This is a genomic window from Nonomuraea turcica (assembly GCF_030718205.1).
Lineage (GTDB): Bacteria > Actinomycetota > Actinomycetes > Streptosporangiales > Streptosporangiaceae > Nonomuraea.
The window spans coordinates 1-23339 of record NZ_JAUZQF010000017.1; the positions used below are offsets into that span (position 1 = coordinate 1).

A 23339-nucleotide genomic window follows, 5' to 3' on the forward strand; every position below is an offset into this window, starting at 1 on the left:
TACGGCGGTTATGGCGGGAAGGAAACACCCGGTTACATTCCGAACCCGGAAGTTAAGCTTCCCCGCGCCGATGGTACTGCACTCGGGAGGGTGTGGGAGAGTAGGTCACCGCCGGACAATCTTTGATGAGAAAGGCCCTCGACCAGCACGGTCGGGGCCCTTTCTCTTTTTTGGGATAAGAAATCGCACATGCTGGCCGGCGAATCATCTGAGGCCGCCGAAACAGATGATGCCAGATGTGCAGGCGAGGACATCCTGCAGTGACGGAAACGACTTGCGTGGTCGCGCTGCGTGGCGATGGTGTGAGCGGCGGTCGAACACCTGAGTGATAGCAAGCTGGGTGGGTCGCCGCTGCTCGCCGTCGGACTGGCGGAGCAGGCGCTTGCCCAGCCCGGAAGCGTACCGATCATGCGCAAAGTCGCATGGCTGCGGCGGCTGGAATCCTGCGGATTCAACCGTGGCGAGCGCTTCCATTCGTGAGTGCGTAACGTGATGGCCAGGCGGTCTTGGCTCGTGAGTGTTTTATGGGCCAGCCCATTCATGGACTTGAGTCGGGCTCGTGGACGTTCTCCGGCTTGCTAGGCTGGAAGAACCGGGCCACCCCACGGGTGGCCTTCGTCGCGTAAGGCCCGAGGACGGGCGGCGACCAGCCACGGTGGACCGTCGTTGTGAGTCCGCTGGTTGAGCCCAACGAAATGGACCAGAAGTGAACAGAGATAACGGACCGGACGGCGGACAGCGCGGGCGCGGCGATCAAGAGGACAGGCGCTCTGGCGGGGGCGACAGGAGCGGCGGGTACGGCTCTCGCGGGCGAGACTCCGGCGGCGACCGACCGTTCCGTTCCGATGACAGAGGACGCTCCTCCGGCCGCGGCGACGACAGAGGCTCGCGGCGGGACGAGGGCCGGGACGACCGGGGTGCGCGTCGTGAGGGCGGATACGGCGACCGCCGCGAGGGCGGCCGATTCGGCGACCGTGGCGAAAGCGGCGGCCGTGGCGAGAGCGGCGGCCGGTACGGGGATCGGGGCGCCAGGCGCGAGGGCGGGTTCCGCGACGACCGCGGGCCGCGTCGTGAGGGTTCGGAGCGCGGATCCCGCGGTGATGACCGCCCCACCTACCGTGACAGGGACGACCGTGGCGGGCAGCGTGAGGGTGGCGAGCGGCGTCCGTTCCGGGACCGGGATGATCGTGGGGCGCGTCGCGAGGGCGGTTACGGTGAGCGTCGCGAGGGCGGCGGTTCCGGCGACCGGCCCGGCGGCGGGTTCCGTGACGACCGTGGTCCGCGGCGAGAAGGCGGTTATGGCGACCGCGGTCCGCGGCGCGAGGGCGGATACGCAGACCGCGGCCCCAGGAGCGAAGGCGGCCCCAGGAGCGAAGGCGGCGGAGGCCGCGACGCGCGTGGCGGGCGGCGTGAGGGCGATGAGCGGCGTCCGTTCCGGGATCGGGATGATCGTGGGGCGCGTCGTGAGGGCGGTTCCGGCGACCGGCGCGAAGGCGGCTACGGCGATCGTGGTCCGCGCAGGAGCGGCGGTTTCCGTGACGACCGAGGGCCACGTAGTGAGGGCGGTTACGGTCCCCGTCGCGAGGGCGGCTACGGCGATCGTGCTGCCCCGCGCGAGGGCGGCTTCCGTGATGACCGCGGGGGCCGTCGTGAAGGTGGGTTCCGCGATGATCGTGGCCCTCGTCGCGAAGGCGGGTTCGGCGGTGATCGTGGCCCTCGTCGCGAGGGTGGGTTCGGCGGTGATCGGGGTCCCCGTCGCGAGGGCGGCTTCCGCGAGGACCGTGGCCCCCGTCGCGAGGGCGGCTTCCGTGACGATCGTGGCCCCCGTCGCGAGGGCGGGTTCCGTGACGATCGGGGTCCCCGTCGCGAGGGCGGGTTCGGCGGTGATCGGGGTCCCCGTGGCGAGGGTGGATTCCGCGATGATCGTGGTCCGCGTGGCGAGGGACGTGACGATCGAGGTCCTCGTGGCGAGGGTGGCTTCCGCGACCAGCGGGGTCCGCGCCGTGAGGGTGGATACGCGGACCGAGGCCCTCGGCGCGAAGGCGGCTTCCGCGAGGACCGCGGTCCGCGGCGAGAAGGCGGCTATGGCGACCGCGGTCCCCGGCGCGAGGGCGGTTATGGCGACCGCGGCCCCCGGCCCGAGGGCGGCCAGCGGCCGTCCCGGCCATTCTCGCGGGACGACCGCGACCGGCGGGAGGAGCGTTCCGGGGAGGGCACTCGCGCCAGGTACGGCAGGTCCGACCGGGAGAGCGAAGCGCCCCAGCGTGAGCGGCTGCCGGAGGTGGCACCCGACATCACCGCGGACGAGCTGGACAAGGAAGTGCTGGAGGAGCTCCGCTCCCTGCCCGGCGACCTCGCCGACCTCGTCGGCCGGCACCTGGTCGCCGCTGAGCGGGCACTGGAGGAGGACGACGCCGACCGGGCGCATGAGCACACGAAGGTGGCGCGCAGGTTCGCCGCCCGCATCGGTGTCGTGCGGGAGGCCGCAGGCATCGTCGCGTACCGCGCCGGGCATTTCTCCGAGGCGCTGAGCGATCTGCGGGCGGCGCGGAGGCTGACGGGGTCGGAGGCGTACCTGCCGGTCATGGCTGACTGCGAGCGCGGGCTCGGCCGTCCGGAGCGGGCCATCGACCTCGTACGGTCGCCGGAGGCCGAGCGCCTCGACCGGGCCGGGCGCATCGAGCTGACCATCGTCGAGTCCGGCGCCCGCCGCGACCTGGGCCAGCACGACGCCGCTGTGATCACCCTGCAGCGCCTGCCGGAGCTGCGTGACCCGCAGCCGAAGCCCTGGTCGGCGCGGTTGGCGTTCGCATACGCGGACGCGCTGGCCGAGGCCGGGCACACGGAGGCGGCGACCGACTGGTTCGGCCGGGCGATGGCGTTCGATGACGACGGCGAGACGGACGCCGCCGAGCGGTACGCCGAGCTGACCGGCGCCGTCATCGAGGACGTCGAGGAGGACTTCGACGACGAGGACGACTTCGACGACGCAGGCGTGGCCGAGAGCGGGACCGCGGCCGAGGCGGAGGAGGACGTGGACGACGCCGAGGCCCTCGCCGAAGCAGGCGACCTCCTGAAGGAGGAGCCTGAGCCCGCCGACGCCCAGGGTGGGGAAGCGGAGGACCGCGAGCCTGCCGAGGCCTTGGACGGCACCGAGCCTGCCGAGGAGGGCGTGGACGGCTCGGAGTCCGCCGAGGTTCTCGACGGCTCAGAGCCTGAGGAAGTTCTCAACGGCTCAGGGCCTGAGGAGGTTCTGGACGGCTCGGACGCGGACGAGCAGAGCTCCGACGATTCCGGAGCCGAGCAGAGAGCGCCTGGCGCGGCGGCGCAGGCGGAGACTCCGGGCATCACGCCGGCGTTCATCGAGCCCGACTTCGGCGCCAGGCCGGACGAGGATGACGAGCCCACGCAGAGTCGCTCCAAGTCCGACGACTAGGCCGGCGGCCTTGCTCCGCCGTACCGCGACCATGCGGTACGGCGGAGCACGGTCACGTGATCGCTGGACGGGGATCCCTCTGAGCAGAAGTCTTTGATCAGCGACTGGTCAGGTCGCGTGAGACCGCCATGCGTCGCGAGGCAGGCTCATGGTGGTCGACGCCCACCACGCGCCGGCGACGCACGTCGCCTTCGGGTCGACGCTCTCGGTGCGAAATCCCAACCGTTCGTACAGCCGCATGGCGCCGGCGTTGTGCGAGTAGACGCCCAGGTTGACCCGCTGAATGGCCGGGGAGGCGAAGGCCTCGCCGAGCGCGGCCTCCACCATGGCCTCGCCATATCCCCGCCCCCTGACCGCAGGTGAGACCAGGACCATGCCCAGCCGCACCGATCGGCCGGACGGCTCGGTTCGCAGCAGGACATGGCCCACCGGTGTCCCGTCGGGGCCGACGGCGACGTGGCAGCGACGGCTGGGGTCCGACGCGTGGAAGGCGGAAAGCTGGCGCGCGTCGAACGGCCAGGTGAATCCGGTGTTGCCGGACCAGGTGATGAGCGCCTCCAAGCTGTCGATCCACGAGGCCACACTCACGGCGTCGGCAGGCGCGAACGCGCGAAGCTCAATCACCTGATCATACGTACCGGAACCGTCTCATTCCGGTCAATCGATCTCGCACGCGTAGGGTGCCGCCGTCAGGTGGCCGAGGGGCGTGGTGCGGATCTCGCCAGTTTCGCGGCCTTGAGCTGGAGATATCGCTGCTCGGGCCCGCTGGTGGTGCGGCGGGCGGCGCTTTCGTAGCACTCCTGGGCCCGGCTCGGCTCGCCCGCCAGCTCCAGCAGGTGCCCGCGGACGGCCTCCAGCCGGTGCTGCCCGGCCAGACGCGGGTCATCGTCCAGATAGGACAGGAACGTGAGGCCGACGCGCGGACCGTGCACCATCGCCACCGCGACCGCCCGGTTGAGCGTCACGACGGGGTTGTCGGTCATCCGTTCCAGCAGGTCGTACAGGCCCAGGATCTGCCGCCAGTCGGTGTCGCCCGCGGTGGCCGCCTCGGCGTGCACCGCCGCGATCGCCGCTTGCACCTGATACGGGCCGAGGTCGGCGTGGGACATGGCGTGGGTCACCAGCGCGATGCCTTCGTCGATCTCGTCCCGGTCCCAGGCGCCGCGGTCCTGCTCGGCGAGCGGTACGAGGGCACCGCTCGCGTCGGTCCTGGCGGCGCGGCGGGCGTGGACGAGCAACATCAGGGCGAGCAGGCCTGCCACCTCACCGTCATCCGGGAGAACACGATGCAGCATTCGGGTCAGCCGGATCGCTTCCGCCGCCAGATCGGTACGCTGCAGGTCCGGGCCGGCCGTGGCGACGTACCCCTCGTTGAAGATGAGGTAGAGCACCTGGAGCACGGCGTCGAGCCGGGGTGCGTACTCACTCGGTGGCGGCGGTTGGAAGCCGATTCCCGAGGTCTTGATCTGTTTCTTGGCCCGGCTGATCCGCTGCGCCAAGGTCGGCTCCGGGACGAGGAAGGCGCGCGCGATCTCGGCGGTGGTGAGCCCGCCCACGGCCCGCAAGGTGAGCGCGACCTGGGACGGCCGGCTGAGCGCCGGATGGCAGCACACGAACAGCAGCACCAGCGAGTCGTCCGTGGACAGGCCGACATCCGCCGGTGGCGCCAGGTACTGCTCGGGAAGGATCCGGACCGCCTCGGCGGCCTCCCGGTCGCGGCGGGACTGCTCGCTGCGCAGCATGTCGATCAGACGTCGCGAGGCGACCCGGATCAGCCAGGTGCGCGGCTCCTGCGGGATCCCGTCGGCCGGCCACTGGGCCGAGGCCGCGACCAGGGCCTCCTGCACCGCGTCCTCGGCGGTGTCGAAGTGCCCGTAGCGGCGGACGAGCGCGCCGAGGACCTGCGGCGCGTGCTCGCGCAGCAGGTCCTCGATCCTGGGCGGCACCGTCACGACAGGGGCGTGTCCTCCGCCAGCGGCCCCTGGCCGATCGGCCGCACCTCTACTGTGTCGCCGACCGCCGCGACAATGCGGGCGGCGATCGCCATGGCCCGGTCGTGGCTGGCGCAGTCCACGATCCCGAAGCTCGCCAGCACCTCCTTGGCCTCCGCGTAAGGGCCGTCCACGGCGACCGGGCCGTCCTCGCGCATCCGTACGGTCCGGGTCAGGGACGGATGCGCCAGCCCTTCCGTGGAGACGAACTCGCCCGACTCGGTGAGCTCCTTGCCGAGGTTCTCGTAGAACGCGCACATGGCCTGGAACTCCGGGCTGTTCACGTCGACCGAGTCCCAGTCCGCCTTTTTCGTGTACGCCAGCAGCAGGTACTTCAAAGCGTGCCTCCTGGTCACCCGACGGTCCGGGTTCCGATGGTGTCATAGCCGCCACCGGGCCAGACCCACGATGCGGTGAACGAGTTGCCGTCCTCACTGACGGTGGTCCGGCAGTACGCGGGGGAGCCCTTCTCGCCGCCCCAGATGGTGAGACTGCCGTCGTCGTGGACCTCGTACACGTAGTCCAGGGTGTAGCCGGTGGAATCGTAGAAGCGGGACTTGATCTCCTCGCTGGGCTCGGCGCCGAACAGCCGCTCGTGGCCGATCACCTCCAGGCCCTTGATCTGGCGGCCCTCGTGGACCAGGTCGACGTGCTGGAGGAGGAAGAAACCACCTTCCATCCACTCGAACCGCACCGTTCCCTTGACGCCGCCCGACAACTGCCAGGTGCCGACCATCCCGGCCAGCTTGCGCATCTGCTCGCTCATCGCCGTCTCCTCGTTCTGGCTTCACTCGCCCCTCTGGGCGGGTTCTGCTGATACCTCGGAGCCGGCACACCGGCTTTCGACATCCTCCCCGCTGTTTCTCCAAGATTTTTTCGGAAGCGCTATTCGTGCGGGCGCGCGGCCTGGCCGGTGAATGTGCGGTGCCGGCCCCTCGCCGGCGGAGATCATGAGAACACTGAGGCTCAGGGAGAGACGCGGTCGAGCCAGTGGAGGATTCCCGCGACGTTCGACGGGGCGCCACTCAGCAGCTCGAACTGCTCCGCCGTCGGGTCATCCGACTTCAGCGCGGTATAGCGTTGCTTAGTCCGGTCCCTGACCATGGCGACGGCGTGGTCCAGATCCATGCCCTCGGAATGGGCCTGCCGAGTGAGATCGACCCAGACGCGAAGCTCTTCGGCGGAGCGTTCGAGCGTCTCCTGGACCGCCTCCACCGGGCCGTAATGGCTGAACAGCAGCCGTTGCGGGCCGAGCGCCCCGAACAGCGCGATCGAGTCCAGTGCCGTCTGCAGGTCGAAGTCCGGTGGGGGCGTGGCCGGACGCAGGTCGCCCGTCTGGGGGAGGTAGACGCCGGCCGCGTCGCCGACGTACAGGTCGCCCGTGGCGGAGTCGACGAGGCCCACGTGGTGCTTCGCGTGGCCGGGGGAGTAGTGGCTGTTCAGCGTGCGTCCGTTGCCCAGATCGATGGCGCCGGTGTCGCCCAGAGCGACGATGCGCCCGGCCTCGGTGGGTGACAGCTCGCCGAAGAGGGTGTCGAGCCGGTCACCCCACACCATGCGGGCGCTCGCCATCAACCGTGACGGTTCGGCCAGGTGGCGGGCGCCCTTCTCGTGGACCACGACCTGCGCCGACGGGAAGAATCCGGCGATGTCGCCCACCCCGCCGGCATGATCCAGATGGATGTGGGTCACGACGACGGTGGCCAGATCCGTCGGGCCGACGCCCAGCGAGGCGAGCGCGTCGCGCACCACGGGAGCGGAGGTCGAGGTGCCGGTCTCCACCAGGCATGGGCGGTCGCTCAGGATCAGATAGCCGGCCGTGATGCCGGAGTAGCCGGCCATCCTCGTGTCGATCTCATAGACGTCGCCGCCTAGAGCGGTGATGTTGTCCACAGGCACTCCCGAGCGCGCAACCATTGTCCCCAGAACGGCGTTCGAGCCGATCCGGCCTCCCTCTCATCGTAAAGAGTGATCTCCACCAGAGCATCGACAGGAGGATGGCAGTGGACCGAAACGAGGTCGTGCTGATGGGGAGGCTCTCGGCGGCCGTCGAAGAGTTTTCGTTGCCGAGCGGCGACACCGCGACGAAGTGGCGCATCATCGTGCGCCGCCGGCGGCGGGACAGGCGAGGGGGCATCGTGACGGACAGCATCCCGTGCGTCACCTACAACGGCGAAGCGGCCGCCGTGGTCCGCAGTCTCAAGCCTCGCGACTACATCGAAGTGACGGGCGCGTTCCGCTGCCGCGTCTTCGGCCCTGCGGCGGCCAAGATCTGGAAGTACGAGGTGGAGGTGGGCACAGCCAAGGCGGTCACCGCGGCCGCGCCTCTCCCCGCGCCGGAAGGCGACCGCCCTGCGGAGACGCCTGCCGCCCTGGTGCCCAGACAGGTGTCCCGCTTGGCGCAGGCAAGCTGACCTGCCCGCTCCGACCGGTTCGGGCCGACTCCCGACCGGTCGGGGCTGGGGCCGGGGGCCGGTCCTCTGCGCGAAGCGAGGGTTCGGGCGACGCTGCGGGACAGGGGCGACGCTCGCGGCGTCCCTTTGTGCGCTGGAGTGAGGCTGGAGGCAGAAGTTGCGTTGGTGCCGACGGCGTGGGGTGTTGACCTGTACCTCGCCCTGAAGGGGCGAGGATTCCCGTGCCGCCTTCGGCGGCAACCCACGGCGTTGGACGCCATGGGTTATGGAACGGGGTGCTTGACGCTTCGCAGACCGGGCAACCCCGAAGTCTCCACGTCCTGAGACGACCAGCCCGGCCGCCTTATTCCATAAAAGCGATCTCCCGTGTGGCTTGATTATCGCTCACTCGTTCGATAATCAGCGATGATGGACCCGGCCGCGTCACTACTGCAAGTGATTTCGTCAAGGTTCTGGGTCCGCGCTGTGCGCTCCGGTCTGCCCCGCCTTCGGCGGGCCATCCCCTGGCGAGGACGCATTCATCCACGGCCTGAAGGCCGATGGCTTTCTGCGGCTCTTGGTAAGGCCGGGGCCTGAGCCGTGGGTTGGTGAGGACGGGTTCCGCTGTGGCGGAGGACCGCGGGGTTGCGCTGCTCAGTCGATCGCGAACGTGCGCAGGACCAGGCCTGTTCTGGGCTTGGGGCCGAAGGAGGTGGACTTGCGGGGGACGCGTTCACCGCCTGCGGCGACGGCCAGCACGTCGTCGATCGCCAGTGGCTTGAGGATCACGGCGGTGCCCCCGGTTCGCGCGGCCAGCCGCACTGCGGCCTCCGCGTCGTGGTGGACGATCCGTACGGTCTCCTCGTCGTCACGCATGCCCCAGACCTTGGGCAGGACGAACTCGGTGAGGATGGAGGTGTTGAGGGCGTTCCAGCGGTCGGAGTGGTCGGGCGGCATGGCATGAGCCAGCTGGACGGGGTCGGGATCCGTGAGGAGGTGCACGCCGTTCGCGCCGGCGAGCAGGAATGCCGGTTCCTGGGCGTTCTCGAGCTCGGCCAGGCCCTCGGCCAGGTCGTCAAAGTCGCGGACCCGCCACGAGCCCCTGGCCTTGGCGGTCGCCTCGGCCAGCGGGAGGCCGGGGATCACGCGATGGATGGCCTTGAGATCGGGCGGATACGCGGTGGAATCGACGAGCAAGGCGAGGCCGAAGTCCCACGGGGCGAGCAGGCCTCCCACGGGGGACGGCCGGCCCTCCTCGGCGTGCTCGGCGGCTCGGTTGTCGCGTTTCGGGTGGTCGGGGCGCGGAGGTCGGCGGGTGGCTCGTTCTTGGCGCTGGAGTACGCGGTACGTCGCGTACCTGTGATGGCCGTCGGCGATCAACGCCTGCCGATCACGGAGGTCGGCGTTGATCGCGGCGATCTCCGTCTCGTCCGTGATCGCCCATAGGCGGTGCGTGAGGCCGTCCTCCGTGTGCGCGGTCACGAGGGGGTGGCGCTTCGTGGCCACCTCGTCCACCAAGCGGGAGGCGGCGCGGTCAGCGCCCTCGTAGAGGAGGAAGATCGGTTCGAGGTTGGCCTTCGTGGTGCTCATGAGCGCGAGCCGGTCGGCGACCGGGCCCGGCATCACGTCCTCGTGGGGCAGGATGATGTGCTGGCCGGGGTCGGCCAGGCCCACGTCGCCGATCAGGCCGCGCTGGACGACGCCCGGTCCGCTCTGCTCGTACACGTAGAGCGCCGGAGCCTCGTCCGGAACCAGGATGCCCGCCTCCAGCCAGGCGCGCAGCGTGTCCCGGGCGTCGGCGTACCGTGCTTCGAGCGGGACCGCGGCGGGTCGGGCGACGCCAGCGCCGGAGTCGGTCGTTGTGGTTGCGGGAGAGGAGTTGCCCGGATTGGGGCAGGGGAGGATGAGGCGGACGACGTTGTTCGGGTGAAGCTTCAGGAGGGCGTCCACGTCCGCGTCAGAGATCAGGTCGTAGGGTGGGGAGGTCACCTTGGCGGGATCTTCGACGGCGAACCGTACCCCTCGGAAGGGCCGCAGCACGAGTCCATTCGGCACCGGCAGTTCAGGAATCCCCATACCGGGCATGCTCCCATAAATGCTTGCGCCTTCCGGGAGCCGCCCCTTGGTTGCAGCCGTGCCCGCTCCACAGCGGGGCAGAGCGGGTCTGTCGTCCAGCGGCCAACTGCACACCCACCTGGAAGGAGGGGGCTTGCTCTCAAGACTTCCGGCCGGCTCCCGGACGACCGCGGCGTCCGAGCGGTTGACAACGCCCAGGCGGCACGTTGTAACCATGGTATCACTCATCGTCACTTCAGGCTTACTCCGTCCTGAAGGCGGAGTCTCCGGCAAAGGATCAAGAAAGGGAGTCTTCACCCATGGCTCCAGATGGAAACCCCAATGATGAGAACTCGGGCACTCCCCGGGGCACTGTTTACGATTGGTACCAGCGCGGGGTCAAGCTGCTCCAAGAAGGCAGTCCCGCCGCCGCGGCCGCCCTGCTCGAGCGTGCCGCCGCGGCCGAGCCGGAATCGCGCAGCATTCTTGAGGCGCTGGCCCGGGCCCAGTTCAATTCCCGGCAGTACGCCGAGGCCGCGGCCAGTTTCCGGCAGATCGTGGACGCCAATCCGGCGGAGGATTACGCCTACTTCGGGCTGGGGTTGTCGTTGTGGCGGACCGGTGATGTGGAAGGGGCGCAGGAACCGCTGGCCATCGCGGTCGCCATGCGACCCGATGAGCGGCATTACGTGTCGGCGTTGAAGAGCGTCCGCGCTACCTTGCGCGCTCGCCGGGAAATGTAGGCTCATTGCGTTTCGTTGTCGGGCGCTTTCCCCGGGCGTTGCGGTGGCGGGGGCATTGCCGTCAGGGGCCCGGATGGCCCGGTGGTGGGTGACAGGGCCCGTCGGGGCTGGTGGCGCGTGAGGAGGCCGGATTGTTCGGCGCTAGAGTCTCACGCGGCCTGAGAGGCAAACGGGAAGAGGCGCTGTGCTGATCGACGGGTACGACACCCTGCTGCTCGACCTCGACGGCGTGGTCTACTTGGGCAGCCACGCGGTGCCCGGGGCGCCGCAGGCCCTGGAGGAAGCGCGCGGGCAGGGCGTGCGGCTGGCCTACGTCACGAACAACGCCTCCCGTACACCGGCCGCCATCGCCGCCCATCTGCGCGAGCTCGGTGCGCCTGCGACGGCCGAGGATGTGGTGACCTCGGCACAGGCCGCCGCCCGGCTCATCGCGGAAAGAGTGCCGCCCGGGTCGAACGTGCTCGTGGTCGGCGGCTCCGGGCTGCGGATGGCCGTACGGGATCGAGGGCTTCGACCGGTTTCGACGGCCAACGAGTCGCCTGTCGCCGTGGTGCAGGGGATCGCGCCGGGGTTGTCGTACGGACTGCTGTCCGAAGGCGCGCTGGCGGTGCGGCAGGGTGCGTGGTTCGTGGCGTCCAACCGCGACAGCACGATGCCCACCGGCCGGGGCGAGTTGCCGGGCAACGGGGCGATGGTGCGGGTCATCGCCGCGGCCACCGGGGTGGAGCCGGTGTACGCGGGCAAACCGGATCCGCCGCTGCACCGGGAGTCGATGATCCGTACGGGGGCTCGGCGGCCGCTGGTCGTGGGAGATCGGCTGGACACCGACATCGAGGGTGCGGCCAATGCCGGGGTGGACAGCCTGCTGGTGCTGACGGGAGTGGCCGCGGCCGTCGACGTGCTGACGGCGGAGCCGCGGCACCGGCCCACATACGTCGCGGCGGATCTGCGAGCGCTGCGCCTGCCCTATCCCGAGGTGCGGGACGGGGCCTGCGGGGGCTGGCGGGCCCTGTGGAAGGACGGGGCGCTGCGGCTGGAAGGGGACGGGAGCAGGATCGACGGGCTGCGGGCGGCTTGCGATGCGGCGTGGGCGGCGGCTGGAGAGGGACGGGTCGAGGAGGACGCGGTCAAGCCCGTGCTGGATCGCATCGCCGGGTGAGCCGATGCGCGCGTCGGGCTGGCGCGTGATAGAGCCGCCTGCACCACGTTGCTGTTCGCCCGTCGCCAAATGATTAACGCTGTCATTAAATAACTTGGGCGGTCGATCGGCTCGTCTAGATCAGCTTTCGTAGCCGCAGCAGGTCTCCGAAGCTCGCGTCGATTTTCACCCGGCCGCCGAGCAGCGCACGCGCCAGGTCCAGCTCCCCGTCGACCAGCGCGATCAGGTCGTCGCTCGCGATCGTGATCTTCACGTCGGCGGGCTTGCCGTCCGCCGGCGGCTGCTCCGTGAACGGGTCGAGCCCCCCGTGGTGCAGCCGGCCATAGAAGATCACGTCAAGGTCGGGCACACGGCAGCTGACCGTGCGTTCCACCACGTGCTTGGCCCGGTCCTCCTCGTCGATCTCGTCGAACTGGGCGACGAGCTTCACCAGTGCCGCCCGGCACTCCTCGACGCTTGCCATGATGCGCATCCTTTCTCTTCCTTTACGGACCGTAGCGTTCCACATCACTAGCACCCCCGTATGACCTTCAACGTGTGACACGCCTGCCAAGGTCCCGCGCGCTCGCGGGAGGCGTTACGGTCGAATCATGAGTGAGCTGCCGGAGGAGACCGGCGACGAGCGGGTCGACGCCATCGTGGCCGGCCTCGGCCGTCTGGGCGAGCTGCCGGTCGGCGCCCACGTGGCCGTCTTCGACGAGGCGTTTTCCGAGCTCGAGGCCACGCTGGCGGCCGTCGAAGCCGCGGAGGCCACGCAGGTCCCAGCAGCCCCAATAGCCGCGGGCGAGCCGGCGCCGGGTGAGCGGTGACCCGGAGGATCCGCCTCGACAGCGAGCTGGTGCGCCGGGGCCTGGCGAGGTCACGCGAGCAGGCGGCCCAGCTCATCGACGACGGCCGGGTCACCGTCGGCGGCCAGCTGGCACGCAAGCCCGCCACCCAGGTCGACACCGCCTCCCCCATCGTCGTGGCCGCCTCGGATGACGGCCCCGACTACGTTTCGCGCGGAGCGCACAAGCTGCTCGGCGCGCTGGACACGTTCCGGAGCCTGACCGTCGAGGGCCGCAGGTGTCTCGACGCGGGGGCCTCCACGGGCGGGTTCACCGACGTGCTGCTGCGCCGCGGCGCGGCGCACGTGCTGGCCGTCGACGTCGGCTACGGCCAGTTGGCCTGGTCGTTGCGGACCGACGAGCGAGTGACGGTGATGGAACGGGTCAACGTCCGCGATCTGACCCCCGGCATGGTCGGCGAGCCGCCCACGCTGATCGTGGGCGATCTGTCGTTCATCTCGCTGCGGCTGGTGCTGCCCGCTCTGGCCGCGGTCGCCGCCCCCCAGGCGGATTTCGTGCTGCTGGTCAAGCCGCAGTTCGAGGTGGGCAAGGACCTCGTCGGGGCGGGCGGCGTCGTGCGTGATCCCGAGCTGCGGCGGCAGTCCGTGCGCGACGCCGCCGCCAAGGCACGGGAGCTGGGGCTGACCGTGCGCGGCGTGACCGCCAGCCCGTTGCCCGGACCGTCGGGAAATGTGGAATATCTGCTCTGGCTGGGCAAGGGAGAGGGCGAGCCGCCGGTCGCCGACCTCGAAGCCGAAATCCAGCGTGCCGTCGCGGAAGGGCCGCAATGAACCGGACCGTGCTGGTCGCCGTGCACACCGGGCGGGACGCCGCCGTCGAGAGCGCCCGCCTGGTCATCAACCGGCTGGTCGACGCCGGGATCACCGTCAGAGTGCTCGAGTCAGAGGCGGGCGAGATCGGTTGCTCCGGGGTCAAGGCGGTGCCCGGCGACCCGAGCGCCGTCAAGGACGCCGAGGTCATGATGGTGCTCGGCGGCGACGGCTCGCTGCTGCGCGCCGCCGAGCTGGCCAGGCCCGCCGGCACACCGCTGCTGGGGGTCAATCTCGGGCATGTCGGGTTCCTGGCCGAGGCGGAGGTCGACGACCTGGCCGCGGCGGTCGACAGCGTCGTGGCCGGCCGCTACGACGTCGAGGAGCGCATGACGATCGACGTGATCGCCCGGCTGAACGGCCGCGTGCTCGCCGACACGTGGGCGCTCAACGAGGCCACCGTCGAAAAGCAGGAACGCATGCTCGAGGTGGTCACCGAGATCGACGGCCGGCCCCTGTCGCGCTGGGGCTGCGACGGCGTGATCTGCGCCACGCCGACGGGCTCGACCGCCTATGCCTTCTCGGCGGGCGGGCCTGTGGTGTGGCCGGAGGTCGACGCGCTGCTCATGCTGCCCATCAGCGCCCACGCGTTGTTCGCCAAGCCGCTGGTGGTCTCACCACGCTCCACGCTGGCCGTGGAGATCCTGCCGGACACACCGGGCGGCGTCCTGTGGTGCGACGGGCGGCGCCGCTTCGAGCTGCCGTCCGGCTCGCGGGTGGAGGTGCGCAGAGGCGCCGAGCCCGTGCGCCTGGCGCGGCTGCACGGGGTGGAGAGCACCGGCGCGCCGTTCACCGACAGGCTGGTCGCCAAGTTCGAGCTTCCTGTTCAGGGCTGGCGCGGAAGGGTGCGACCCTGAGTGAATGGGAGGCGGAGCGCGTAGGATCACGTGGGCACACGTGTTCGGAGACGATCCGTGGACCATCAGTGAGACGATCCGTGTGACCGAAAGACACGGCAGTGACGGGAGTGGGCAGTGCGACCAAGGGTCGAGGAGGTCCGCATCCAGGGGCTCGGCGTCATCGACGAGGCCGTGCTCGAGCTTTCGCCGGGGTTCAACGTGGTCACCGGCGAGACGGGCGCGGGCAAGACGATGGTCGTCACCGGGCTCGGGCTGTTGTTCGGTGGCCGGGCCGACCCCTCGCGCATCCGCCCGGGCGCCGACCGTGCGAGCGTGGAGGGCACGCTGGTCATCGAGTCCGGCGGGCGGGTCGCCCAGCAGGTCGAGGACATCGGCGGCGAGGTCGAGGACGGCGTGCTGATCATCTCGCGTGCCGTGTCGGCGGAGGGCCGGTCCAGGGCCTGGCTCGGCGGCCGCACGGTGCCTGTCGGCACCCTGACCTACCTGGCCGACGACCTGGTGGCGGTGCACGGGCAGATGGACCAGCAGCGGCTGCTCCAGCCCGCCAGGCAGCGGGCCGCGCTGGACCGATACGCCGGCAACGAGCTCGTCAAGCCGCTGCGGGCCTACGCGCAGACGTACAAACGGCACAAGCAGGTCGCCGCGCTGCTGGAGGAGCTGACCACCAGGGCGAGGGAGCGGGCGCAGGAGGCCGACATGCTGCGCTTCGGCCTGGAGGAGATCGAGAAGGTCGACCCCAAGCCGGGCGAGGACGCCGACCTGCGCTCGGAGGAGGAGCGGCTCTCGCACGCGGACGCGTTGCGCAGCGCCGCGACCACCGCGCACACCGCGCTGCTCGGCGACCCCATGGAGGCGGCCGGCAGCCCTCATGATGTGATCTCGCTGCTCGGCGAGGCGCGTGCGGCCGTGGAGACGGTGCGCGACTTCGACACCCAGCTCGCCGGCGTGGCCGACCGGCTGGCCGAGGCCGGATACCTGATCTCCGACGTGGCCACGGACCTGGCGGCGTACGCCGAGTCGATCGAGTCCGATCCGGCGCGGCTGGCGGCCGTGCAGGAACGCCGCTCCGTGTTGTCCGGACTTATCAGGAAATATGCCGAGGACAGTGCCGGGGTCCTGGCGTGGGCGCAGCAGGCCGCGGCCCGGCTGGCCGAGCTGGAAGGTGACGACGAGCGCATCGACGAGCTGACCCGCGAGCACGATGAGCTGACCGACAAGCTCACCGACCTGGCCGGCGAGCTGACCAGGGTGCGCGAGGCCGCCGCCGAGCGGTTCGGTCAGGCCGTCACCGAGGAGCTGACGGCGCTGGCCATGCCGCATGCCAGGGTCGTCGTGCAGCTCAGCCGGAGCGCGGAGTTCGGCCCCGAAGGGGTCGACGAGGTGGAGCTGCGGATGGCCGCCCACCCCGCCGCGCCGCCGCTGCCGCTCAACAAGGGCGCCTCCGGCGGTGAGCTGAGCCGGGTGATGCTCGCGATCGAGGTGGTGTTCGCCGGTGCGGATCCGGTGCCGACGTTCGTGTTCGACGAGGTCGACGCGGGTGTCGGCGGCAAGGCCGCGGTGGAGATCGGGCGCCGGCTCGCCCGGCTGGCCCGCACCGCCCAAGTGATCGTCGTCACCCACCTGCCGCAGGTGGCCGCGTTCGCCGACCAGCACCTCGTGGTCGAGAAGGCGAGCGACGGCAGCGTCGTGCGCAGCGGCGTCACCGCGCTCGACCACGAGGGCCGGGTGCGTGAGCTGTCCCGCATGCTGGCCGGTCTGGAAGACTCCGAGCTCGGCCGGGCGCACGCCGAGGAACTCCTGGGGCTCGCCGCGACGGATCGGTGATCCTGGGTGACATAGCGGACACGCCGCGTCATGCGTGGCCTCTGCGCTGTTTCGCTCTGGCAGGATGGTCTTGATGAAGGTTCCGGGGAGCAGGATGCCGGGCCTCCGCGGCAGGAAGGTCGGTGACCTTCCCGGCATAACGGCAGTGGCGAGAATCGACCGGCGCACCAAGAGGCTCACCAAGCGCCTCCAGCCGGGGGAAATTGCGATTATCGACCATGTCGACGTGGACCGGGTCAGCGCGGAGGCGCTTGTCGCATGCGGAGCGGCGGCCGTCGTCAACGTCGCGTCCGGCATCAGCGGCCGCTATCCCAACCTGGGGCCGCAGATCCTGCTGGACGCGGGCGTGCCGTTCGTCGACAACGCCAACACGGAGCTGTTCGAGCGGGTCAAAGACGGCGACGTCGTCAGGCTCTGCGACGGGGTCGTCTACCTCGACGAGGACGCGGTCGGCAAGGGCGAGCAGCAGACCGCCGAGGCCGTCGAGGCCGCCATGGCCGAGGCGCGCGCCGGGCTGGCCGTGCAGATCGAGGCGTTCGCCGTCAACACGATGGAATACGTCCGCGGCGAGGGCAAGCTGCTCATCGACGGGGTCGGCGTCCCCGAGATCCGGACGAACCTGGAGGGCAGGCACGTCCTCATCGTGGTGCGCGGCTACCACTACAAAGAGGACATCGCCACCCTTCGCCCATACATTCGCGAATACCGGCCCATCCTCATCGGCGTCGACGGCGGGGCCGACGCGCTGATGGAGGCCGGCTACCTGCCCGATGTGATCGTGGGCGACTTCGACTCGGTCTCCACCAAAGCCCTGACGTGCGGCGCGGAGCTCGTTGTGCACGCCTACCGCGACGGCCGGGCCCCGGGGCTGGAGCGCGTGCACCAGCTCGGCCGTGAAGCCGTGATCTTCCCCGCCACCGGCACCAGCGAGGACATCGCGATGATCCTGGCCGACGACAAGGGCGCCGAGCTCATCGTCGCCGTCGGCACCCACGGCACGCTGGAGGAGTTCCTCGACAAGGGTCGCTCCGGCATGGCCAGCACCTTCCTCACCCGGCTGATCATCGGTAGCAAGCTCATCGACGCCAAGGGCGTGAGCAGGCTCTACCGCAGCCGCATCTCCACCCCGTCGCTGCTGCTCCTCGTGATCACCGCGTTGATCACGATCGTCGTCGCACTCGTCTCCGCGCCGATCGGCCGCACCTGGCTGAACGGCCTGCAAGACGCCTGGAACGCGTTCATCTTCTGGCTGGTCGGACTCTTCTCGTGATCGATTTCCGCTATCACCTCGTCTCCATCGTCGCGATCTTCCTGGCGCTGGCGGTGGGCATCGTGCTGGGCACCACCTTGCTCCAGGACCCCGCGATCGACCTGGCCAAGAGGACCAGCGACGAGCTGACCAACACCAACAACGGGCTGCGGGCCGACCTCGACATCCTGCGCGGCAGAGAGGCCGGCAACGACGCGTTCGTCACCGCCCAGACGCCGGAGCTGGTGTCCGGCGCCCTGGTCGGCCAGCGCGTGCTGCTCATCGAGTCGCCCGGCTCGAGCACCGCCGTGCGCGAGGCCACCCAGCAGGTGATCGTCCAGGCGGGAGCGGAGGTCTCCGGGCGCCTCACCCTGGCCGAGAAGTTCCTCGACCCCGCCGGCAAGGGCGTGCTCGACGGCCTGGTCAACCAGCTCAAGCCGGCCAACATGATCTTCCCGGCCACCGCCACCAGCTGGGACCGGGCCGCCTCGCTGCTCGCCGCGTCCATCATGACCAACGACCCCGCCCAGGCCAACACGCCCAACGCCGCCACCGGTGACGTCCTCAGTGCGTTCGAGACGGGCGGGCTGCTCAGCACCGATGGCGATCCCGCCAAGCGGGCCACGCTCGCCGTGATGTTCGCGCCGGAGAAGCCGTACGAGGGGGAGAGCGCCGAGGTGCAGGCCGAGGCACTGGCCTCGGTGGCCGACGGATTCGACGTGACGGGCAAGGGCACGGTGCTGGCCGGGGCCGCGGCCCCCACCACCGTGACAGGCGACGCGATCAGCTCCGTCCGCGACGAGAGCGAGATCTCCAGGCGCGTCTCGACCGTCGACACCGCCGATATGCCCGCCGGCCGCGTCGTGATCGTCTACGCTCTGCGGGAGCAGCTGACCGGGCGCGCCGGCCAATACGGCATCGGCAGGGGGGCCTCGGCCATGCTGCCCCCGGTGACGTCCGCCAGCCCCACCCCCACCAACCAGTCAGGGAGCTGACATGCCTGCCATCCGGGCCCGTGGCCTGCTCTCCGCCCTCGCCGGCGCCGCGATCGGCGCCGTGGCCGCCCGCGCCGCCTACGCGGCGTTCACCCGCAACCGGCCGGCCGACCTGGCCGGCCGCTGGACGCGGAAGAACCACCGCGGCGAACCCATCACCCTGCTCGAGGGCCCCGCGTTCGTCGCCGGCGCCGGCGCGGCGGCCGCACTCACGCCCGGCCTGCCCGGCAAGCTGCGGCTGGCCGCCCTGGTCGCGGGCGTCGGCAGCGGCACGCTCGGCGCCTACGACGACCTTTACGGCACGACGGCGTCCAAGGGCTTCAAGGGGCACCTGACCGCGCTCGCCCGTGGCGAGGTCACCAGCGGCGCCGTCAAGATCCTCGGCATCGGCGCCACGGGTCTCGGCGCGGCCGCCCTCGTGTCCAAGGGGCCCGCCGACACGCTGGTCAACGGCGCCGCCATCGCCGGCGCCGCCAACCTGGCCAACCTCTTCGACCTGCGCCCGGGCCGCGCCATCAAGGTCGGGCTGCTGACCGGCGGCCCGCTGCTGGCCGCCTCGCTCTTCCGCGCCACGCCCGCGGCGGCGGCACTGGCCGCCGTGCCGCTCGGGGCCGCGGCGGCGCTGCTGCCCGAGGACCTCGGCGAACGCGCCATGCTCGGCGACGCGGGCGCCAACGCCCTCGGCGCGCTCCTTGGGCTTGCCGCGGTCACCAAGCTGAGCAGGCCAGGCCGCTACGCGCTCCTGGGGACCGTCGTGGCGCTCACCGCGGCCGCCGAAAAGGTCAGCTTCACCAAGGTCATCGCCGGCAACCCCGTGCTCAACCGCCTCGACATGCTCGGCCGCCGGCCCGTCGACCCCGTGTGACGCGATTGTCGGTGCGACCTGCCAGGATGATGTCCGCGTGATCGGGTGTTCTACGCGGACCGGGGAGGCCGGGTGGGTGTGGTGACGGCGCGAGGCGTCGCCGGTGGGGCCATGCTCATCGGGGCGATCACTGTGCTCGCGCGCATCACCGGCTTCGCCAAGCAATATGCCTTCGCGCAGACGGTCGGGACCAACTGCCTGGCCACGGCCTATATGACGGCCAACCAGATCCCCAACATCGTGTTCGAAGTGGTCGTCGGCGGAGCGCTGGCGGGGATGGTGGTCCCGGTGCTGGCCGGAGCGGCGGCCAGGCGGGCGCCGGACGGGCCGTCAGGGGTCGGGCCGGCGCAGGCCGGGGGGCCGGACGGCTCGGCCGGGCTCGCCGGTGCGTCCGCGCAGGCGGACGGTCAGGACGCTGCGCGGGTGAGCTGGATCAGCTCGGCGCTGCTCACCTGGGTGATCGTGGTGCTCGTGCCGGTCGGCGTGCTCACGGCCCTGTTCGCCGGGCCCATCGTCGGACTGTTCTTCGGCTCCGCGATCGACGGGTGCGCCGACGTCGGTGCGGTGACCGCGGTCGCCGCCCGCATGCTGGTCGTCTTCGCGCCCCAGATCCCCCTCTACGGCGTCGCGGTGGTGCTCTACGGGGTGTTGCAGGCGCACAAGCGGTTCGCCGGACCCGCTGTCGCGCCCCTGGTGTCCAGCATCGTGGTGATCGTGGCCTATCTGCTGTTCGTGCCGCTCAGTGGTGGCGTGACCGATCCCGCCGCGGTGCCGGGGCCGGCCGAGCTGGCGCTGTCCGTGGGCACCAGCCTGGGGGTGCTGTCCCTGGTGCTGGCTGTGCTCGGGCCCCTGGCCCGGCTGGGGCTGCGGTGGCGGCCGGTCCTGCGGTTCCCCGACGGCGTGGCCGCACACGTGCGCAGGCTCGCCCTGGCGGGCATCGCCGCGTTGCTCGCCCAGCAGGCGGCCATGATCGTGGTGTTGGTGCTGTCCAACAACGCCATCGGCAACGGGGCCATCGCCGTTTACAACTACGCGTGGGCGATCTACCTGGTGCCGTACGCGGTGCTGGCCGTACCCATCGCCACCAGCGCGTTTCCCCGCCTCTCCGCGCAGGCCGGGGACCCGGCGGGGTTCGCCGCGCTGACGGCGCGCACTACGCGAGCCGTGGTGCTGGTGTCCGGGCTGGCCGCAGGGGTGCTGGCCGCCGCCTCGGGACCGGGGGCGGTGGTGTTCCTGGGGATGAAGAGCGACGTGCCCGCGCCCGAGCTGGCGCGGGCCATCGCGCTGTTCGCGCCCGGCCTCATCGGCTATGGGCTCATCGCGCATCTGAGCAGGGTGCTGTACGCGGCCGGGCGCGGCCGGGCGGCCGCCACCGGGACCGTGGCGGGCTGGGTGGTCGTGATGGTCGCGCAGGCCGCCTTCGTGGCGGTGCTGCCCGAGGGGTGGCAGATCGGCGGGATGGCGCTGGGGATGAGCGTGGGGATGAGCGTGGGCGGGGCGTTGCTGCTCGGCTCCGTGACGCGGGCCAGGGGACGGGCGGCAGCGGCCGGGCTGCTCAGGGCCTTGTGCGCGGCTGTTGCCGGTGGGCTGCTGGGATACGTGGCGGGAGGCGCCGTGGTGGGATGGCTCGCGGCGCAGGGTCTGTGGCCGAACGTGGGCGCCGCCGCCCTGGCCGCGGCCGTGGCACTGGCGGCGGGAAGCGTGGTGGTGGCCATGGTGGACCGGGCCGACGCGGGTGCGGTGGCCGGGCTGCTCAGGCGGAGCGGGAGGAGCTGAGCCGTGCGGGTGGCGTTCGTGCTGGGCACCACGTCCGGCGGCACGGGGCGGCACGTCCTGATGCTGACCGAAGGGCTGGTGCGGCGCGGGCACCGGGTGCTCGTCGTGGGACCGCGCAGCGTCGAGGAGCAGTTCTCCTTCGCCGCGGCGGGGGCCCGGTTCGTGGATGTGGCCGTGTCGGATCGGCCACATCCGGGCAACGACCTGCGTGCGGTGCTCGCGATCAGGCGGCTGACCCGGGAAGCCGAGGTCGTGCACGCCCATGGGCTGAGGGCGGGGGCGCTGGCCGCGCTCGGAGCGGGCGGACGGCGGGGGAGGCTGGCCGCGCTCGGGGCGGGCGGCCGCCGGGGGAGGCTGGTCGTCACCCTGCACAATGCGCTGACCGCGGGCGGTCTCGTCGGATTCGTTTACGGGATGCTCGAGCGGATCGTCGCGCGGAGAGTCGATCGGGTGCTGGTCGTGTCGCCGGATCTCGGAGAGCGCATGACCCGGCTCGGGGCTCGGGACGTGCGTGCCGCCGTGGTGCCGGCGCCTGCGCTGCGGCCGGCCAGGCGCACACCCGAGGAGGTCAGGGGCGAGCTGGGGGCCGGGCAGCGGCCCATCATGCTGACCATTGCCCGGCTCGCCCAGCAGAAGGGACTCGAAACGCTCCTCGATGTCGCCGCCGGGCCCTGGGGGGAGGGGACCGGCCTGCCGGCGGACCTGGCCGGGGGGCCGCTGTTTCTGGTCGCCGGAGAGGGGCCGTTGCGGGCGGAGCTGGAAGGCAGGATCCGGCGGGAGGCGCTGCCGGTGAGGCTGCTCGGAAATCGGGATGACATTCCCGACCTGCTGGGCGCGGCCACGGCCGTGCTCACCGCCGCCCGGTGGGAGGGCCAGCCGCTCAGCATCAGGGAGGCGCTCATGGCCGGGAAGCCAGTGATCGCTACTGCCGTGGGAGGAATTCCGGAGATTGTGGGGGACGCCGGGATCCTCGTTCCCTACGGGGATGTCCAAGGATTGCGTGGTGCCGTACGGACGCTGCTGGAGGAGCCGGGAGCTGCGGAAACGCTCGCGACGGCGGCCGCGCGGCGCGGGCGCGAGATGCCCGGCGGCGACGCCGCCGTGGCGAGCGTGCTGGAGGCGTACGGGCCTCAAGATTCAACGGGATGATTAGGTGGGGATAAGGCGTTCTCGTATACTGCCTGGGTTAGGGAGGGGAGTATCCCTTCGCGACAGCCTCGTCATCACGGTGCAGCCCCGCTCCACGGGGCCCCCGGGGCTGCCGGTCCGCGCTTTTCGCGGGCGGGAGAGACCTCCGGCACTGAGTCCTGCAATGCCGGAGGGTCTTGAGACGTGAGCGTACCCGTGTGGGCCTGGATCGCCGTGATCGGCGGTCTCATCGTTGTCCTTGCCATTGACTTGTGGATCGTCGACCGCGGAGAAGCACGTGAGTTCTCCATGCGGCAGGCCGGCTACTGGGTGACGTTCTACGTCGTCCTCGCCATAGCGTTCGGGGTGGTCATGTGGACCACGGTGGGGGCGGACAAAGCCGGGGAGTTCTTCGCCGGCTATATCACTGAATACAGCCTGAGCGTCGACAATCTCTTCGTCTTCTTCATCATCATGAGCAGGTTCGCCGTGCCCCGGGCCTACCAGCACAAGGTCCTGCTCGTCGGCATCCTGCTCGCGCTGGTCATGCGCGGCATCTTCATCGCGCTGGGCGCCGCGGCGCTCGAGCGGTTCAGCTGGCTGTTCTACGTGTTCGGCGCCTTCCTTGTCTACACCGCGATCAACATCGTCCGCCAGCACCTCAAGGGCGAGGAAGAAGAAGTCAACGAGAACATCCTGCTCAGGTGGGTGCGTAGGACGCTCCCGTCCACCGAGGGCTACGTCGGGTCCAAGGTCACCGTGAAGATCGACGGCAAGCGCCTGGTCACGCCGATGCTCATCGTGATGATCGCCATCGGCAGCACCGACCTGCTGTTCGCGCTCGACTCGATTCCCGCGATCTTCGGGCTCACCAAGGACCCCTTCATCGTCTTCACGGCCAACGCATTCGCCCTGATGGGGCTGCGTCAGCTCTACTTCCTCCTGGGTGGCCTGCTGCAGCGGCTCGTCTACATCAGCTACGGTTTGGCGTTCATTCTCGGGTTCATCGGGGTTAAGCTTGTCATGGAGGCGTTGCACGCCAGCCATGTCTCCTGGGCGCCCGAAATTCCCATCTGGGTCTCGCTCTCGATCATCGGCGCCACCATGGTCATTACCACTGTGGCCAGTCTGGTGAAATCCCGCATCGACGCGCGCAAGGGCGAGAAGACGACCCCGGAGCAGGTCTAGCGAAAAGGGCTTCGAGGCGC

The 23339-nt window shown here is 70.6% G+C and carries 23 protein-coding genes and 1 rRNA gene; 15 read left to right on the plus strand and 9 right to left on the minus strand.

The window, feature by feature from the left end:
• Positions 1–117: ribosomal RNA gene (gene rrf, locus Q9G87_RS37055) — 5S ribosomal RNA — on the plus strand.
• 87 nt (positions 118–204) lie between these two features.
• Here rrf and Q9G87_RS37060 read toward each other — a convergent pair.
• Positions 205–474: a hypothetical protein gene (locus Q9G87_RS37060; RefSeq protein WP_305921240.1), complete on the minus strand. Its 270-nt coding sequence runs from the start codon at positions 472–474 to the stop codon at positions 205–207.
• 64 nt (positions 475–538) lie between these two features.
• A complete protein-coding gene (locus Q9G87_RS37065) occupies positions 539–2377 on the minus strand; it encodes a ribonuclease E domain-containing protein (protein WP_305921241.1) in 1839 nt (612 codons plus the stop codon).
• Here Q9G87_RS37065 and Q9G87_RS37070 point away from each other — a divergent pair.
• Entirely contained in the window at positions 2282–3436 is a 1155-nt protein-coding gene (locus tag Q9G87_RS37070; RefSeq protein WP_305921242.1) for a midas domain-containing protein, read from the plus strand. The two genes, Q9G87_RS37065 and Q9G87_RS37070, sit on opposite strands and share 96 nt — an antisense overlap.
• Positions 3437–3544: 108 nt before the next feature.
• Here Q9G87_RS37070 and Q9G87_RS37075 read toward each other — a convergent pair whose 3' ends face one another.
• The 5 genes from Q9G87_RS37075 to Q9G87_RS37095 all read right to left on the minus strand — a co-directional run bounded on the left by Q9G87_RS37075 (position 3545) and on the right by Q9G87_RS37095 (position 7344).
• A complete protein-coding gene (locus Q9G87_RS37075; RefSeq protein WP_305921243.1) occupies positions 3545–4060 on the minus strand; it encodes a GNAT family N-acetyltransferase in 516 nt (171 codons plus the stop codon).
• A gap of 65 nt (positions 4061–4125) precedes the next feature.
• Positions 4126–5388 carry an RNA polymerase sigma factor gene (locus Q9G87_RS37080; RefSeq protein ID WP_305921244.1) on the minus strand — a complete coding sequence of 421 codons (1263 nt, stop codon included), beginning with the start codon at positions 5386–5388 and terminating at the stop codon, positions 4126–4128.
• Positions 5385–5765, minus strand: coding sequence for a YciI family protein (locus Q9G87_RS37085; protein WP_305921245.1), 381 nt, complete (start codon positions 5763–5765; stop codon positions 5385–5387). The genes Q9G87_RS37080 and Q9G87_RS37085 overlap by 4 nt, the downstream gene beginning before the upstream one ends.
• 14 nt (positions 5766–5779) lie before the next feature.
• Complete coding sequence (locus Q9G87_RS37090) at positions 5780–6193, minus strand: hypothetical protein (protein ID WP_305921246.1); 414 nt, start codon at positions 6191–6193, stop codon at positions 5780–5782.
• Between the two features lie 200 nt (positions 6194–6393).
• Positions 6394–7344 (minus strand): MBL fold metallo-hydrolase, encoded by a 951-nt coding sequence (locus Q9G87_RS37095; protein WP_371825882.1) that lies wholly within the window; start codon positions 7342–7344, stop codon positions 6394–6396.
• Positions 7345–7430: 86 nt separating this feature from the next.
• Here Q9G87_RS37095 and Q9G87_RS37100 point away from each other — a divergent pair, with 86 nt between their 5' ends.
• A complete protein-coding gene (locus tag Q9G87_RS37100; protein ID WP_305921248.1) occupies positions 7431–7841 on the plus strand; it encodes a single-stranded DNA-binding protein in 411 nt (136 codons plus the stop codon).
• Positions 7842–8474: 633 nt separating this feature from the next.
• Here Q9G87_RS37100 and Q9G87_RS37105 read toward each other — a convergent pair.
• Positions 8475–9896 (minus strand): DUF1015 domain-containing protein, encoded by a 1422-nt coding sequence (locus Q9G87_RS37105; protein ID WP_305921249.1) that lies wholly within the window; start codon positions 9894–9896, stop codon positions 8475–8477.
• A 299-nt stretch (positions 9897–10195) separates the two neighbouring features.
• On the opposite strand from Q9G87_RS37105, the gene Q9G87_RS37110 reads away from it, so the two are divergent.
• Positions 10196–10618 carry a tetratricopeptide repeat protein gene (locus tag Q9G87_RS37110; RefSeq protein ID WP_305921250.1) on the plus strand — a complete coding sequence of 141 codons (423 nt, stop codon included), beginning with the start codon at positions 10196–10198 and terminating at the stop codon, positions 10616–10618.
• 184 nt (positions 10619–10802) lie between these two features.
• Positions 10803–11777 (plus strand): HAD-IIA family hydrolase, encoded by a 975-nt coding sequence (locus tag Q9G87_RS37115; RefSeq protein WP_305921251.1) that lies wholly within the window; start codon positions 10803–10805, stop codon positions 11775–11777.
• Positions 11778–11892: 115 nt separating this feature from the next.
• Here the strand turns inward: Q9G87_RS37115 and Q9G87_RS37120 are convergent, their stop codons facing one another.
• Positions 11893–12240: an SCP2 sterol-binding domain-containing protein gene (locus tag Q9G87_RS37120; RefSeq protein ID WP_305921252.1), complete on the minus strand. Its 348-nt coding sequence runs from the start codon at positions 12238–12240 to the stop codon at positions 11893–11895.
• Positions 12241–12367: 127 nt separating this feature from the next.
• On the opposite strand from Q9G87_RS37120, the gene Q9G87_RS37125 reads away from it, so the two are divergent.
• From Q9G87_RS37125 to Q9G87_RS37170, 10 genes are all read left to right on the plus strand, one after another.
• Positions 12368–12586, plus strand: a complete 219-nt coding sequence (locus Q9G87_RS37125; protein ID WP_305921253.1) for a hypothetical protein — start codon at positions 12368–12370, stop codon at positions 12584–12586.
• Positions 12583–13395, plus strand: a complete 813-nt coding sequence (locus tag Q9G87_RS37130) for a TlyA family RNA methyltransferase (RefSeq protein WP_305921254.1) — start codon at positions 12583–12585, stop codon at positions 13393–13395. Before Q9G87_RS37125 ends, Q9G87_RS37130 begins: the two co-directional genes overlap by 4 nt.
• A complete protein-coding gene (locus Q9G87_RS37135; RefSeq protein WP_305921255.1) occupies positions 13392–14291 on the plus strand; it encodes an NAD kinase in 900 nt (299 codons plus the stop codon). Before Q9G87_RS37130 ends, Q9G87_RS37135 begins: the two co-directional genes overlap by 4 nt.
• A 117-nt stretch (positions 14292–14408) precedes the next feature.
• The gene (recN, locus tag Q9G87_RS37140; RefSeq protein WP_305921256.1) at positions 14409–16118 is read left to right on the plus strand and encodes a DNA repair protein RecN; all 1710 of its coding nucleotides are present in this window, start codon (positions 14409–14411) and stop codon (positions 16116–16118) included.
• A 73-nt stretch (positions 16119–16191) separates the two neighbouring features.
• Positions 16192–17388, plus strand: a complete 1197-nt coding sequence (steA, locus tag Q9G87_RS37145; RefSeq protein WP_305921257.1) for a putative cytokinetic ring protein SteA — start codon at positions 16192–16194, stop codon at positions 17386–17388.
• Positions 17385–18362, plus strand: a complete 978-nt coding sequence (locus Q9G87_RS37150; protein WP_305921258.1) for a copper transporter — start codon at positions 17385–17387, stop codon at positions 18360–18362. The genes steA and Q9G87_RS37150 overlap by 4 nt, the downstream gene beginning before the upstream one ends.
• A gap of 1 nt (position 18363) precedes the next feature.
• Complete coding sequence (locus Q9G87_RS37155; protein WP_305921259.1) at positions 18364–19227, plus strand: hypothetical protein; 864 nt, start codon at positions 18364–18366, stop codon at positions 19225–19227.
• Between the two features lie 72 nt (positions 19228–19299).
• Positions 19300–21003, plus strand: a complete 1704-nt coding sequence (gene murJ, locus Q9G87_RS37160) for a murein biosynthesis integral membrane protein MurJ (protein WP_305921260.1) — start codon at positions 19300–19302, stop codon at positions 21001–21003.
• 3 nt (positions 21004–21006) lie between these two features.
• Positions 21007–22152 (plus strand): glycosyltransferase family 4 protein, encoded by a 1146-nt coding sequence (locus tag Q9G87_RS37165; RefSeq protein ID WP_305921261.1) that lies wholly within the window; start codon positions 21007–21009, stop codon positions 22150–22152.
• Positions 22153–22335: 183 nt separating this feature from the next.
• Positions 22336–23319 carry a TerC family protein gene (locus Q9G87_RS37170; protein WP_305921262.1) on the plus strand — a complete coding sequence of 328 codons (984 nt, stop codon included), beginning with the start codon at positions 22336–22338 and terminating at the stop codon, positions 23317–23319.
• Positions 23320–23339 lie beyond the last annotated feature (20 nt).